This is a genomic window from Nesterenkonia halotolerans (assembly GCF_014874065.1).
In the GTDB taxonomy this organism is placed as follows: Bacteria; Actinomycetota; Actinomycetes; order Actinomycetales; family Micrococcaceae; genus Nesterenkonia; species Nesterenkonia halotolerans.
In genome coordinates this window covers 1,847,800-1,861,875 of the sequence record NZ_JADBEE010000001.1, presented here as the reverse complement: position 1 = coordinate 1,861,875, position 14,076 = coordinate 1,847,800, and the positions used below count along the sequence as shown (strand labels likewise).

Here is a 14,076-nt window from a genome sequence, read left to right as displayed (position 1 = left end):
ACGTCCCCGCCTCAGTCAGGAGTGAGAGGAGAAGGCGGCGTCGAACGCTGCCTCAGACGGGTCGAACGCGTTGGCCCGGACGAACTCGAGGGCCTGAGGTGCGCCGATGAGCCGGTCCATGCCGGCGTCCTCCCACTCCACGGAGAGCGGACCGGTGTACCCGATGGCGTTGAGCATCCGGAAGGCGTCCTCCCAGGGCACGTCTCCGCGCCCGGTGGAGATGAAGTCCCAGCCTCGCCGCGGATCGGCCCACGCCAGGTGGGATCCCATCCGCCCGTTGCGTCCGTTGTTGAGCCGCTTCTTCGTGTCCTTGCAGTGCACGTGATAGATCCGGTCCTGGTAGTCCCAGAGGAAGCCCACCGGGTCGAGATCCTGCCAGACCATATGCGAGGGGTCCCAGTTTAGGCCGAAGGCCTCGCGGTGCCCAATGGCCTCTAGGGTGCGCTGGGTCGTCCAGTAGTCGTAGGCGATCTCAGAGGGATGCACCTCGTGAGCAAACCGCACCCCGACCTCGTCGAAGACGTCGAGGATCGGATTCCAGCGGTCGGCGAAGTCCCGATAGCCGGCCTCCACCAGCTCTTCGGAGACCGGAGGGAACATCGCCACGTACTTCCAGATGGCGGAGCCGGTGAAGCCCGTGACGGTCTTGACTCCCAGCCGTGCCGCAGCGCGGGCGGTCAGCTTCAACTCCTCGGCCGCGCGCTGGCGCACGCCTTCAGCATCACCGTCGCCCCAGATGTGGTCCGGCAGGATGTCACGGTGTCTGGCGTCGATGGGATCGTCACAGACGGCCTGGCCCTTGAGGTGATTCGCGATGGTGTAGACCTTCAGGCCGTTCTTCTCCATGATGTCCAGACGGTTCTGGACATAGGCGTCATCCTCCGCGGCCCGGGCGGGGTCCAGGTGGTCTCCCCAGCAGGCGATCTCCAATCCGTCGTAGCCCCATTCTCCGGCGAGACGGGCGACTTCTTCGAAGGGCAGGTCGGCCCACTGTCCGGTGAACAGCGTGACTGGTCGTGTCATGTTCTCAACTCCGCTCGAATTCGTGGACTACGGTCCACTGATTGGCTGCGCCGCTGGAGCGCGTGATGGCATCCAGCACACGCTGGACATGGAGGCCGTCCTCGAAGGATGGCCGCGGGTCCTCGTCGGCCGCGATCGCCCGCACCAGGTCGACGATCTGATGGGTGAACCCATGCTCGTAGCCGAGGCCGTGGCCGGGCGGCCACCAGGCGTCCACGAAGGGGTGGTCCGGTTCGGTGGCAAGGATTCGGGTGAAGCCCGCTGTGCGAGCCGAGGTGGTGGCGTCGTAGTGGTGAAGGACGTTCATCTCCTCGAAGTCGAAGCAGAGGGCTCCCCGGGATCCGGAGATCTCGATGCGCATCGCGTTCTTGCGACCCCAGGCGAAGCGGGACGCTTCGAGGATCACCGGGGCACCTGATTCGAGCCGACCGGTGACCAGCGCCGCGTCGTCGACGGTCACCGGGCCCCGCTCTGCTCCGGCGACGCCATTGGAGAGTCCGGCACCTGCCTGCTCGGCCACCGGGCGCTCGGCCACGATCGTGTCGAGCAGTCCGGAGACCCCGGCGAAGCGCTGGCCGGTGAGGAAGTACGTCAGATCCACGATGTGCGCCCCGATATCGCCCAGGGCGCCCGACCCGGCACGTTCCTTGTCCAGCCTCCAGGACAGTGGGACCGCGTCATCCGCGAGCCAGTCCTGCAGGTACTGGGCGCGAACCTGCCGGACCTCACCAATCCTGCCTTCGAGGATGAGTTCGCGTGCCAGCTGCAGGGCCGGCACGCGGCGGTAAGTGAAGCCGACCATGGCGTGGACACCTTGCGGCCGTGCGCGCTGGGCCGCGGCGTGCATCCGTTCGGCCTCCGCGACCGAGTTCGCCATCGGTTTCTCGACCAGGACGTGCTTTCCTGCGTCGAGGGCTGCCTCGGCGATCTCGGCATGGGTGTCTCCCGGAGTGCAGATGTCGATCAGGTGCACGTCCTCCCGCTCGAGCACCGCTCGCCAGTCCGTGGAGACCTCCGCCCAGCCCAGCGTCGAGGCCGCGGCCTCGGCCCTGGGCTGGTCACGCCCCACCAGGACTTTCATCTCCGGCTCCAGCGGGAGGTCGAAGAACCGTGGTGCAGACCGCCAGGCGTGGGAGTGGGTGCGTCCCATGAAGGCGTGGCCGATCATGGCCACGCCGAGGCGCGGCTTCGCTCGCTCTGCCATGATGGCCCCTCTCAGGACTCGAACGCGTTGGGCAGATACTGGTCGACGTTGTCGGCGGTCACGACCGGGGCGAAGAGTTGGATCTCCCGAGGAACCTCGATCTGGACCAGGTCTCCCATGGCCCGGTCCTGCGCGAGCAGACGAGCCAGTCGCACGCCGTCGGCGGCCTGCGTCGCCGGGTAGACGACGGTGGCCTCGACCACGGAGTCACCGGATTCGATCTCGCGCATCATATTTGCCGAACCGGCCCCTCCGACCATGAAGAACTCGTCGCGGCCGGCATTCTCGATGGCGGCGAGGACTCCGACGCCCTGATCGTCATCGTGGTTCCAGATGGCATCGATCTCCGGGGCTGCCTGCAGCAGGTTGGCTGCGGCACTCTCACCGCCGGCGACCGTGAAGTCGGCGGCGACCCGGTTGTCGACGTCGAGCCCGCAGTCGCTGAGGGCTTCTTCGAACCCGTCGCTGCGGTCCTGAGTCAGCGGCAGCGAGTCGATGCCCGCGATCTCCGCGACCACGGCGTCGGGATCGTCACCGAGCTGCTCACAGATGTATTCGCCGGCTGAGACGCCCATGCCGTAGTTGTCTCCGAGGATGGTCGTGCGGGCGGCGAACGGGCTGGAGAATTCGCGGTCGACGTTGACCACGGGAATGCCGGCCTCCATCGCCTCGATGGCGATCTCGGTCAGCGCCGCGCCGTCGAAGGGCAGGACCACGATGGCGTCGACTTCATCATTGATGAACTGTTCGATCTGGCTGATCTGCTGGTTGACGTCATCGGTGCCTTCGGAGACACGCAGATCCACGTCCTCGAACTCGTCGCCCTGGGCCTGGGCGCCTTCGGTGATGGCACCGATCCAGCCGTGTCCGGCGGCGGGTCCGGAGAATCCGATGACGACGTCTTCGCCTGGCTCGGAGTTCTCACCGGCAGGCACGGCGGCGGCAGCCCCGCCGTCGTCCTCGGACTCCACCTCCTCGGGATCGTTCGAGAGGCAGCCGCTGATCAGCAGCGTGACGGAGACGAGTGCGGCGGCCGAGAGGTAGCGCGGGGTGATGCGAGACATGATTCCTCCTGATGAGTGGTGATTCAGCTGTGCGAGTGGGTTGATTTGGGAGATCTGGTGAGTCGTCAGGTTCGGCTGTGGCTGGAGAAGCGCTGCTGCAGCAGCACGGCTCCGACGATGATGGCTCCCTTGACCACCGCCTGGACCGAGGAGTCGAGGTTGTTGATGACGAAGACGTTGGTCAGGACCTGGAAGACCAGCACGCCCAGGACGGTGCCGAAGATGGTGCCGCGGCCGCCGGCCAGCAGCGTGCCACCGACGACGACGGCGGCGATCGCGTCCAGCTCGTAGAGGTAGCCGTGGGCCGAGGAGCCGGAGGTGGTCCGGCTCAGCATCATCACGGCCGCGATGCCTGCGCAGAGTCCGGCGAGGCTGTACACCAGCACCAGGTGTCGCTTCACCTTGATGCCGGCCAGCCGGGCGGCCTCTGGGTTGCCGCCGACAGCGATGGTGCGGCGGCCGAAGGTCGTGCGGTTCAGCAGGAACCAGCCTGCCGCGGCGACGAGCAGGAACATCCAGACGATGACGGGCATCCCGAGGATGTCCCTGCGGAAGAAGCTCAGGAAGCCCGGGACGTCGACGATCTGGGTCTGGCGGTCCGAGATGAGCTCGGCGAACCCGCGGGCGGCGACGAGCATGGCGAGCGTCGCGATGAAGGGCACGACGCGTCCGTAGGCGATGACGAGGCCGTTCAACAGCCCTGCGGCAGCACCGACACCCATGGCGGTGAAGACCATGATGATCCAGTGGACATCCGTGGCAATGGCCTGAGTGCCCAGCGTCGACGCCCAAATGGTGGCGAGCCCCATGACGGAGCCCACCGAGAGATCGATGCCCCCGGAGGTGATCACGAAGGTCACACCGATGCTGATGACTCCGATCACCGCCGCCTGTTGCAGGATGACCATGAGATTGTCCACGCTCAGGAAGCGGTCCCCGCCGGTGATGACGCCCAGGACCACCAGGGCCCCCAGAGCGAGGATCAGACCGAGGCTGTGCCCGAGGCTGAGGTTCGATCCCGGGACGGCCTTCTTGGGCTTGCTCTTCTCAGGTCTCGGATCGCGGTCCGGGGTGTCGGCACCGGTGTGGGCCCCTGTAGCTGTTGTCTCACTCATGTGTGAGCTCCTTCCATGACCAGATCAAGCACCCGGTGTTCGTCGATGTCTTTGGAGGGGCCGGTGTGGACGACGCGGCCATCGGCGACGACGAGGACCCGGTCGGCGAGCCCCAGGACCTCCTCGATCTCGCTCGAGACCATCAGCACGGCGGTTCCCTGCCGGCTCAGTTCCCGCACCAGGCTGTAGATCTCTGCCCGAGCGCCGACGTCGACGCCGCGGGTCGGTTCATCCAGCAGCAGCACGTCGCACCCATGGACCAGCCAGCGCGCCAGCATCGCCTTCTGCTGGTTGCCTCCGGAGAGTGTGCGGATGTTCGGCGCCACGTCAGCAGGGGAGAGGTGCAGCGACTCGGCCTGCTTCTTGGCCGCCGCGCGCTCGGCCTTTTCGTTGAGCAGCCCGGATCTGGCGAAGCGAGCGAAGGTGGAGAGCGTGATGTTGCGATAGATGGGCTGGTCCAGCAGCAGGCCCTGGCTCTTGCGCTCTTCAGGTGCCAGGCCCACCCCGTGGTCCACGGCACTTGCGATGGAGCCTCGGCGCAGCTTCTTGCCCTTGATCCGCACCTCGCCAGCGGTGGCCCGGCGAGCTCCGTAGACTGTCTCGAGAATCTCCGACCGACCGGCGCCGACGAGTCCGGCGAGTCCGACGATCTCGCCGGGACGGACGTCGAAGGAGACCGGTTCGAAGAGGCCGTCGATGGCGAGCCCGCCGACTTCCAGCAGCGGCTCGGAACTGATCGGTCCGCTGGCGACGCCACCGAAGTCCGTGGTCACCTCGTGCCCGGTCATCAGCGAGATGAGTTCTCTTGTGGGCGTATCCGTGACGGTGAGACTGGTGGCCACCGTGCGTCCATCTTTGAGCACCGTGATGCGGTCGCCGATCTGCCGGATCTCGTCGAGTCGATGCGAGATGTAGACGACCGCCACCCCCTGGTCTCGCAGCGAGCGGACGACCCTGAACAGGTTCTCGACCTCTTCGGGGTCAAGCACTGCCGAGGGTTCGTCCATGATGATCAGCTGCGCCTCATGAGAGAGTGCACGAGCCATCGAGACGATCTGCTTTCCCGCCGCAGAGAGGCGTCCCACCTCGCGCTGCGGCGGAATCTCGGGGTGACCGAGCCGTTTCAGCAGCTCACGCGTCTGTTCGAGGGCGGTGGAGCGGTGCAGCACCCCGGCGGAACTGAGCTCATGGCCGAGGAAGATGTTCTCCGCGACGCTGAGGCCGTCGACGACGTCGAGCTCCTGGTACATCGTGGCGATGCCCATTTGCAGCGCCGCCATCGTGGTGGGAATGGTGACCGGCTCGCCCTTCCAGCTGATCTCCCCGGAAGTGGGCTGGTGTGCTCCGGCGAGGACCTTGATCAGAGTCGACTTGCCGGCGCCGTTCTGGCCCAGCAGGCAGTGGACCTCGCCGGCACGGATATCGAGGTCGACGCCGTCCAGGGCCTTGGCGCCGGGAAAGTGCTTGACGATGTCTCGCATGCTCAAAAGCTGGTTACCACTGCTTTGTGTGACCATGCTCACAATCTAGAAGCACTTCTGTCGATAGTCAATCAAAAGTCGCAGAAACTTTGAAAACTTCTGATATTCCACATACAGAAGTCAGGGTGGTTTACTTGGGCCATGGTGTACGTGTCCGTGATTGAAGAGCAGAACAGCGCAACTGCGGCATCCGCAGGAAACAACCTGCCGAACAGTGCAGGGGCGCTGTTCCAGCTTCTGCGCGACGGTGTTCCGCGTACACGCGCTGATCTGGCAGAGATGACTGGCTTCGCGCGCTCGACCATCTCCGCTCGGGTCGAAGAGCTGCTGGCCTCGTCGCTGATCGCCCCCGCGGGAGAGACCACATCCACCGGGGGCCGTCCGCCGAGCACCTTTGCCTTCAACCCGGAGGCTCGTTCAGTGCTGGCTGTGGACCTCGGCGGAACACACGCGCGGATCGCCGTCACGGACCTGTCTACGCGCGTGATCGCTGAGCGGGAGCAGGAGCTCGACATCACCCAGGGGCCGGTGGCAGTGCTGGATGCCGTCGGCAGAATCGCTTCGGAGCTGCTCAGCGAGGCGGGGCGCACGCCCGCCGATCTGCTGGGGGTCGGAGTCGGCGTACCGGGTCCGGTGGAATTCGCCACCGGGCGACTGACCAGTCCGCCGATCATGCCGGGATGGGATCACTTCGACATCCCGGGACATCTGCGTCAGTGGTTTCCCGTGCCGATTCTGGTGGACAACGATGTCAACGCCATGGCGCTGGGTGAACACGCCGTCAAGTATCCCGATGTCTCGAACATGATGTTCGTCAAGGTCGCCACCGGCATCGGTGCCGGGATCATCAGCGATGGCCGGCTGCAGCACGGCGCCCAGGGAGCGGCCGGGGACCTGGGTCATATCGCCATCCCGGACGGCAATGAGACGCCGTGCACCTGCGGCAACACCGGCTGCCTTGAGGCTGTGGCCTCCGGTCCGGCGGTGGCCGCGCAGCTTCGGGCCAGCGGATTCGACGTCCCACATCATGCAGCCCTGCTCGAGCTCGTCCGCTCCGGTGACCTGGAGGCGCTGCGCACGGTGCGTCAGGCCGGTCGCGACGTCGGGTCAGTGCTGGCCAGCTGCGTGAACCTGCTGAATCCGTCGGTCATCGTGATCGGCGGTGTCGTCTCCACGGCGGGGGAGCACTTCCTGGCGGGGATCCGAGAGGCGGTGTATTCACGGTCCCTTCCGCTGGCCACGCAGCATCTGCGCATCCTCGGCACGCAGACCCGTGGTCAGGCAGGCATCCTCGGGGCCTCGGCGCTGGTGACCGGCCACGGGCTTTCGATCGAGAACGTCAACCGACTCATCGGCTGAGATCCTCGGCCGCGGCGCTTGGCTCGGAGGTCGGAGCAGCGGTTTGTTCGAGGTCGACAGCGTCACCTGGTTCGGCTTCTGCCTCCGCCGCAGCATCTGCGCGGCGCCCACGCAGCGCGAGGAGCAGCGCCGCCAGAAGCATGCCCAGGGTGAGTGCCCATCCGAGCACCGGCGCGAAATCGGGAGCCTGTGGGATGGCCGAGAGCACGACCCCGATGGGGGCGAAGAACAGCAGGGCGTTGACGGCATTGCGGTGTCGGCTCATCCCTTCAACCTAGCTGACCGTGCAGCCGACCAGGTGGTTGTGGTGCGGCGCCGATTCGTTAGAGTCGGGACATGAGTGAACAGACCCCACACCAGAACACCACCTTCGCGATCAACCCCTCCGCCGAGGGTCCGAGCACGGGCCACGGCTACCTGGCGGTCCCCGAGAGCGGCTCCGGGCCAGGCGTCATCGTCATCCAGGAGTGGTGGGGGCTCACCGACCACATCAAGGACATCGCCGATCGACTCTCCGCAGCCGGTTTCGTGGCGCTGGCCCCGGACCTCTATGGGGGTCGGATCACCCACGACGGCGAAGAGGCCGGCGAGATGATGTCTCAGCTTCCCGCCGAGAAGGGCGCGCAGCTGCTGGCGGGAGCCACCGACTACCTGCTGGGCCTGGACTCGGTGACCTCCAAGACCGTGGGCGCCATCGGATTCTGCATGGGTGGCGGATTCGTGCTCGCCATGGCCGCTCAGCAGGGCGACAAGGTCTCCGCTGCAGTGCCGTTCTACGGCGTGGGCCAGGGTATTCCCTCCAGCTTCACCGGTCTCACCGCGGCAGTGCAGGGACACTATGCCGAACAGGATCAGAACTACCCCGTGGAGAAGGCCCGCGAGCAGGAGGAGCAGATCCGCGCGGAGTCCGGCGCTGAGGTCACCTACTTCTACTACGACGCCGGCCATGCCTTCCACAACGACGAGAACCTCATCGGGACCTACGATCCAGAGAAGGCCCAGCTGGCCTGGGACCGCGCGGTGACGTTCCTGCGGGACACCGTTGTCTGAGACCTCTGCTCCGGCAGACTCGGCAGAGCCCGAACCGGCGCGCAGCCTGCGACTGGGTGCCATCCCCGGGGCGACTCCGGATAAGTGGGTGGGCCGCTGGCGGGAGCGCTATCCGGACTTCGCGCTGAGCGTGGACCTCTTCGATGAGGCAGGTCAGCTGGAGCGGCTGCGTGCCAGGACGATCGACGTCGGCTACATCCGCTTTCCCGCCGAGGAGGAGGCGAACACCGGAGATGACCTGCACCGCGTGTGGCTCTACCGCGAGGACCCTGTGGTGTGCGCCGCCCGAGACCACTGGGTCGCGGCCGCCGAAGAGTCTGTGAACTGGGAGGAGATCGCTGCCGAGCCGTTCTTCGACGCGAAGGAGATGCTGGAAGAGGCCGCAGCTCTCGACGCCGGCAGCGCTGATGGGGCTGAAAGGCCCGCTGGTGCTGACGCCGGCGACTCAACCGGCAGGGAAGACGTTCACACCCCGAAGCTGGGCCCTGACCTGGCCGCGGGGGAGCGCATGGCGCTGGAAGTCGTGGCCTCCGGAGCGGGACTGCTGATCCTGCCGCACTCGGTGGCGCGGATGCTCTCGCGCCGCGATGTGGTCATCCGCCAGGTCGAGGACCTTCCGGGCTACGACGTCGGGCTGGCCTGGCTGCGTGACGCAGACGGCCCGGTGATTCAGGAGTTCATCGGCGTGGCCCGCGGCCGCAAGGCGGGCAGCGGCCGCAGTGAGATCACCACGGCCGCTGAGCCCAAGACCAGTGCGAAGAAGACGAACCCCAAGGACCCTAGGCGGGGAGCTGCTCGCGCAGCGCCCGGGCGCTCGCGGCAGGGTCAGAAGCCTGGGTCACGGCGCGGACAACCACCACGCGGTCGGCGCCGGCCGCGGTGACCTCGGCGATGTTGGTCTGGTCGATCCCACCGATCGCGAAGAAGGCCTTCGCGCTCTCCAGAGCCGCAGCCTGTGTCGGCAGCTCGAGACCGACGGCGGCGCGTCCGGGTTTGGTCGGGGTCTCCCAGATCGGACCGGTGCAGAAATAGTCCAGCCCGATGTCTGAATCTGCTTCGCGCACCTGCTCGATGGTCTGGCAGGACCGCCCGATGACGACGTCGTCGCCCAGCACCAGCCGCGCCTCCTCCGTGGAGAGATCGTCCTGTCCCACATGGAAGACGTCGACCCCGGTGATCGCAGCGACGTCGGCGCGATCATTGGCTGCGGAGAGTCCGCCAAACTCGTCGGCGACCTGACGCAGCAGGACCAGCGCGGCGATCTCGGTCTGAACTGTCACGTGCTTGTCGCGGACCTGGATGATGTCCACACCCCCGGTGTAGGACGCCACGAAGAACTCGCGCAGTGCGTCGAAGTCCAGCTCATCCACAGGCCCGGCCTCGGGGCGAGTGATGAATCGCTGCAGGTCGGTGCATACGTAGAGACGGGAGGCGATCAGCCGCTCCCGCCGCATACGCCCGAGGTGCTTGGGGTGCGGAGTCTCAGCCATGGGCTCATTGTCAGTCATGACTCCAGATTAGGGCACCTCCACCAACCTCGCCGCGCCTGGTGACGCAGAAGCGGCCAGGACCCGTTGCAGGTCCTGGCCGCTTCTCGTCGAGGCGCGGGGTATCAGCCCTGGGCGACCAGCGTGAGGAACGCGTGGTTGAAGTCGTCCAGATCATCCGGAGTCCGGGAGGTGACCAGTCCGTCGCTGACCACGGCGGACTCGTCGACCCACTCGGCGCCGGAGTTGCGCAGATCGGTCTTCAGGGAGGGGAAGCTCGTCACGCGACGGCCCTTGACCTGATCCACCTCGGTGAGGATCCACAGGCCGTGGCAGATGGCCGCGACCGGCTTCTTCGCCGCGAAGAACGCAGAGACGAACTTCTGCGCATCCTCGTTGATGCGAATGCTGTCCGCGTTGAGCGTGCCGCCGGGAAGGACCAGTCCGTCGTAGTCGCTCGCCGCAGCCGAGCTCAGCTGCACGTCGACGTCGAAGTGATCAGAGTGCTTCCAATCGCCTTCCATGGCCTGCAGCGACTTCTCGTTGGGGGACACGATCGTGGCGGTGCCGCCCGCTGCCGTGATGGCCGCGATCGGCTCGGTGAGCTCTGGAAGCTCCACGCCGTCGGTGACCAGGAGTGCGATGGTCTTGCCGGTGATCTGTGGTGAGTTCTCGGTCATCATGATGCTCCTTCTTGCTCAGTACTTCGTCGTTGCCGCTGATGTCACGTTCTCACGCCCCCAGCGACCTGTCGAATCTCGGGATCTCAGAGAACCTGGGCGGCCTCGTTGAAATCAAAGCGCGGACCGCGTGGGTACTGCGCATTCTCGTCCTCGCTGGGTCCGTGGCCGACGTTGAGCACCATCAGCGTCTTCCATCCGGTCTCGGTGTGCACCTCGGAGTCAACGCCGGGTGCGTCCAGGCCAGCCATGGGGCCGACGTCGAGCCCGTGGGCGCGCAGCGCCAGGATGAAGTATCCGGCCTGGAGAAAGGCGTTGTCGCGGCCCATCTTCTCGCGGAACTCGAGCCGTTCGGCGAACTTCTCGCGCAACCCCTCCACGTGGGGAAAGAGTGTCGGCATGTGCTCGTGCCAGTTCGGGTCGAAGGCCACCACCACGGTCATCGGTGCAGCAGACGTCTTCTGCCCGTTGTCGCCTTTGAAGTGTTCGACGACGGCGTCACGCCGGGGGCCGGGCTTGAGCACGGTCAGGCGCAGCGGCTGGCAGTTCATCGAGGTCGGCGCCCAGCGCGCGTCCGCGTACGCCCGCTCGATGAGATCCAGATCGACCTCGCCTTCGGAGAAGAGGTTCGTCGTGCGCCGACCCTCGAAGAGTTGATGCATCGTCTCGCGATCCACGGTAGCGGTAGCCGTCGGCATAGGTGCTCCTCGTGCTGGTTGGTTCGGCGCCGGCAGGCGCATCATGGCCAGTGGTCAACGGCGCCCGATGTGGCACCGACATGTTCAACGCTGAGACCGGCGCTGATCTTCCCGCAGCCCTGTGTACGATGAGCCCATGTCACGCCAGGCCGCCGGCGACGCGGCCCCCCCGCCAGGTGCCGATGAGGTCACCCTTGTTGCACGTGCCCAGGATGGTGATCTTGCCGCCTTCGAGCAGCTGGTCGACCGCTACGAATCCCGACTCCTCGGTCTGTGCATCCGCATGCTCCACCAAAACGCCGACGCCGAGGACATCGTCCAGGACACGTTCCTGACCACGTGGCGCAGACTAGACTCCCTCCAGGACCCCGCCGCATTCAAAGCCTGGATCTTCCGCCTGGCCAGCAACGGCTGTCTGGACTTCCTCCGTCGGAAACAGGTCCGCCGAACTGACACTGTTGATCCGGCAGACATGGTGGAACAATCAGCAACGGGTGCCTCGGTCGAGCATCGCGCTGAGGCCTCGGCGGCGGTCGACGAGCTCGACCGGGTCCTTGCCACCCTGCCGCCTGAACAGCGACTCGTCTGGCTGCTCTATGAGGTGGAGGGGCAGTCCTACGCGGAGATCGCCGAGGTCCTTCGACTGACCGAGGGAAGTGTTCGGGGACGCATCCATCGTGCACGCATCGCCATCGTGGAGGGAATGAAAGCATGGGCATGACACCGCCGCCTTCAGGCCCGCAACAGGATCCCGTGGAAGATGACGTCTTCAGCGATCTCAGCGAGGCGGAGACGCTGGAGAGCTATAACCGGCTGCGCAGCGTCGTCGATGACTATCGGCGCACCGAGGCCAGCCAGGAGCGCGAGGTCAGTGGACTCAAGGCCCGCATCATGAACATCGTGGAAGACGAGGCAGCGCGGGGTCCCAGCACGGCGCTGTTCTCCTCTGCCGGTCTTCCCTACTCCATGACGACCTCCTCGCTGCGGGCCCAGGTTCGGGCCGCCGTGGATGAGGAGCCTGGGCTGCGCGCTCGGCGCGTGAGGATCACCTCCGAAAGCGCGCCCGGTCGACCGTTGGACCTCCAGGTCACGCTGACCATGGCCGCCGGGAGCTCCCCGAGAGAATTCTCCTCGCGCCTGCGCGAACGAATAGCCCGACGCATGCAGCTCATCGTCGGTGTGAAGGCGGGCAGCGTGGATCTGATGGTGGAGGATGTTCACGATGAATGAGAATCAGCTGCCGCAGCAGCGGGAGGAGCTTGAGATCTCCGTGGTGGACCTGGTCTCCGATCTCCCGGGGGTGGCTCGACTGGTGCCGAGTTTCCGCCAGGTCCTCACCGCCACGGCCCAGCGCCTCTTCGGTGGCGAGTCCAGGACGGCCACTGGAGTTGACATCGTGACCGAGGGATCAGCAATCAGCGTCTACGTGGATCTCTACACGGACGGTTCCCGACCCGCAGGGGATGTCGTCGATGATGTCCACGCAGGAGTCACCTCCCTGTTCCGGGAGCGGACGGGTGCAGCCGCGGATATCAAGGTGCGGGTCATCGGAGTCGCACTGGATCGCTGAGGCCCCGCTCCGCTGTCGCTCTGATGCGCGGCGCGTCTGAGCTGCGCTGCCTCCGGTGCTCGAAGGCTCAGAGCACCGGTCGGAAGGGGATCAGTGCGAACTCGGTCACCCGCGCCATGGGGTTGCGATCACGCCAGGCGTGGGGGTCCACAACCTCACAGTGCTCGGCGTCGCTGTGGAAGACCTTCTCCATCTCAGCGGCGAACCCGGGATCAATGATCTCCACATTGGATTCGTAGTTGAAAGACAGCGAGAGTCTGTCGATATTGGCTGTGCCCACAGTGGACCACTGACCATCGATCGTGGCGGTCTTGGAGTGCATCATAGATGTGGCGTAGAGCAGGATCGTGATTCCAGAGTCCAGCATCGCTCCGTAGAATCCTCGCGAGACCCAGTCGCCGAGCACGTGGTTCGAGGCCTTCGGCACCATCACGCGCACATCCACGCCCCGCTCCGCTGCCCGCTTCAGAGCCCGCAGGATCTGCTGGTCGGGAATGAAGTACGGGGTAGAGATCCAGACGTGGTGCTGGGACCGCTCGATCGCCTTGAGGTACATGTTCCGAATGGGATACACCAGGTCCACGGGCAGGTTCGCCGCCACTCGGACGGTGGGGTCCCAGCTGGTCGGCGGAATCCAGGGGACCTGCTCCTCGGCTGGCCGGTCCTCATTCCACTTCCGTGCGATCGTCTGGCGCAGACCCCAGGCTGCCGGGCCCACCTCGCGCAGATGGGTGTCTCGCCACTCGCGGGCGAAGAGGGAGCCGATGTTGTATCCACCCACGAACCCGGTCGTGTCATCGACCACCAGGACCTTGGAGTGATTCATTCCGGTATAGCGCAGCGGTCCCTTCCAGACCTTCCTGCCCACTGCCGGCAGCCGGAAGACATGGACGGAATCCTCCAGCTGGCGATAGAAGGCGCTGGGCACCACGAGGTTCGCGAAGCCGTCGTAGATCACATAGGTATCGACCCCGCGACGGGCCGCCGCATTGAATGCGTCGATGAAGCGCTGTCCGACCTCGTCGTTCTTCCAGATGTAGGTCTCCATGAAGATGGAGTGCTCGGCCGAATCGATGGCTGCGATCATGTCGTCATACAGCGAGGCGCCATCGGTGTAGATGCTCAGCTGCGATTCCTCGGCCTGGGCCTGGAAGGTCCCTGGCCGTGGAGCCCTGCGCTGTTTACGACCTCTGCGCTTGACGAGGTCCACTGCCACGACCGAGGCGGCGGCGAGAGTGGGCACCGCGGCGGCGGTGGCCGCCAGGGTCCGCAGGGTGATGGGAAAGACGCGGGTGTGGCCGGGGCGGCGTGTGGACCGGGGATGCCTCATGGCCCTACTTTAGCT

The 14,076-nt window shown here is 65.9% G+C and carries 16 protein-coding genes; 6 read left to right on the top strand and 10 right to left on the bottom strand.

Annotation, left to right across the window (positions count from 1 at the left end):
* Positions 1–15 precede the first annotated feature (15 nt).
* The 5 genes from H4W26_RS08445 to H4W26_RS08425 form a co-directional block, all read right to left on the bottom strand.
* The gene (locus tag H4W26_RS08445; protein ID WP_192591620.1) at positions 16–1,023 is read right to left on the bottom strand and encodes a sugar phosphate isomerase/epimerase family protein; all 1,008 of its coding nucleotides are present in this window, start codon (positions 1,021–1,023) and stop codon (positions 16–18) included.
* Between the two features lie 4 nt (positions 1,024–1,027).
* Complete coding sequence (locus tag H4W26_RS08440; RefSeq protein WP_192591619.1) at positions 1,028–2,227, bottom strand: Gfo/Idh/MocA family protein; 1,200 nt, start codon at positions 2,225–2,227, stop codon at positions 1,028–1,030.
* Between the two features lie 11 nt (positions 2,228–2,238).
* Entirely contained in the window at positions 2,239–3,291 is a 1,053-nt protein-coding gene (locus tag H4W26_RS08435; RefSeq protein WP_192591618.1) for a substrate-binding domain-containing protein, read from the bottom strand.
* 65 nt (positions 3,292–3,356) lie between these two features.
* Positions 3,357–4,406, bottom strand: coding sequence for an ABC transporter permease (locus tag H4W26_RS08430; RefSeq protein ID WP_192591617.1), 1,050 nt, complete (start codon positions 4,404–4,406; stop codon positions 3,357–3,359).
* Complete coding sequence (locus tag H4W26_RS08425) at positions 4,403–5,887, bottom strand: sugar ABC transporter ATP-binding protein (RefSeq protein ID WP_225939647.1); 1,485 nt, start codon at positions 5,885–5,887, stop codon at positions 4,403–4,405. The genes H4W26_RS08430 and H4W26_RS08425 overlap by 4 nt, the downstream gene beginning before the upstream one ends.
* A 156-nt stretch (positions 5,888–6,043) precedes the next feature.
* On the opposite strand from H4W26_RS08425, the gene H4W26_RS08420 reads away from it, so the two are divergent.
* On the top strand, positions 6,044–7,246 hold the full coding sequence (locus H4W26_RS08420) for an ROK family protein (RefSeq protein WP_318779813.1): 1,203 nt from the start codon (positions 6,044–6,046) through the stop codon (positions 7,244–7,246).
* Here H4W26_RS08420 and H4W26_RS08415 read toward each other — a convergent pair.
* A complete protein-coding gene (locus tag H4W26_RS08415; RefSeq protein ID WP_192591614.1) occupies positions 7,236–7,511 on the bottom strand; it encodes a hypothetical protein in 276 nt (91 codons plus the stop codon). The genes H4W26_RS08420 and H4W26_RS08415 overlap by 11 nt on opposite strands.
* Before the next feature lie 71 nt (positions 7,512–7,582).
* On the opposite strand from H4W26_RS08415, the gene H4W26_RS08410 reads away from it, so the two are divergent.
* A complete protein-coding gene (locus tag H4W26_RS08410; RefSeq protein ID WP_192591613.1) occupies positions 7,583–8,296 on the top strand; it encodes a dienelactone hydrolase family protein in 714 nt (237 codons plus the stop codon).
* Complete coding sequence (locus H4W26_RS08405; RefSeq protein ID WP_192591612.1) at positions 8,289–9,179, top strand: LysR substrate-binding domain-containing protein; 891 nt, start codon at positions 8,289–8,291, stop codon at positions 9,177–9,179. The genes H4W26_RS08410 and H4W26_RS08405 overlap by 8 nt, the downstream gene beginning before the upstream one ends.
* Here the strand turns inward: H4W26_RS08405 and thiE are convergent.
* From thiE to H4W26_RS08390, 3 genes are all read right to left on the bottom strand, one after another.
* Positions 9,076–9,804: a thiamine phosphate synthase gene (gene thiE / locus H4W26_RS08400; RefSeq protein ID WP_192591611.1), complete on the bottom strand. Its 729-nt coding sequence runs from the start codon at positions 9,802–9,804 to the stop codon at positions 9,076–9,078. The genes H4W26_RS08405 and thiE overlap by 104 nt on opposite strands.
* Before the next feature lie 104 nt (positions 9,805–9,908).
* Positions 9,909–10,463 (bottom strand): type 1 glutamine amidotransferase domain-containing protein, encoded by a 555-nt coding sequence (locus H4W26_RS08395; RefSeq protein WP_192591610.1) that lies wholly within the window; start codon positions 10,461–10,463, stop codon positions 9,909–9,911.
* A gap of 86 nt (positions 10,464–10,549) precedes the next feature.
* A complete protein-coding gene (locus H4W26_RS08390) occupies positions 10,550–11,161 on the bottom strand; it encodes a malonic semialdehyde reductase (RefSeq protein ID WP_225939646.1) in 612 nt (203 codons plus the stop codon).
* A 136-nt stretch (positions 11,162–11,297) separates the two neighbouring features.
* Between H4W26_RS08390 and H4W26_RS08385 the strand changes: the two genes are divergently transcribed.
* From H4W26_RS08385 to H4W26_RS08375, 3 genes are read left to right on the top strand one after another with little or no spacing between them, the layout of a single operon-like run.
* The gene (locus H4W26_RS08385; protein WP_192591608.1) at positions 11,298–11,882 is read left to right on the top strand and encodes an RNA polymerase sigma factor; all 585 of its coding nucleotides are present in this window, start codon (positions 11,298–11,300) and stop codon (positions 11,880–11,882) included.
* Positions 11,883–11,914: 32 nt separating this feature from the next.
* Positions 11,915–12,391, top strand: a complete 477-nt coding sequence (locus tag H4W26_RS08380) for a hypothetical protein (RefSeq protein WP_192591607.1) — start codon at positions 11,915–11,917, stop codon at positions 12,389–12,391.
* Positions 12,384–12,731 (top strand): hypothetical protein, encoded by a 348-nt coding sequence (locus H4W26_RS08375; protein ID WP_192591606.1) that lies wholly within the window; start codon positions 12,384–12,386, stop codon positions 12,729–12,731. The genes H4W26_RS08380 and H4W26_RS08375 overlap by 8 nt, the downstream gene beginning before the upstream one ends.
* A 67-nt stretch (positions 12,732–12,798) precedes the next feature.
* Here H4W26_RS08375 and H4W26_RS08370 read toward each other — a convergent pair whose 3' ends face one another.
* Complete coding sequence (locus H4W26_RS08370) at positions 12,799–14,061, bottom strand: phospholipase D-like domain-containing protein (RefSeq protein WP_192591605.1); 1,263 nt, start codon at positions 14,059–14,061, stop codon at positions 12,799–12,801.
* Positions 14,062–14,076 lie beyond the last annotated feature (15 nt).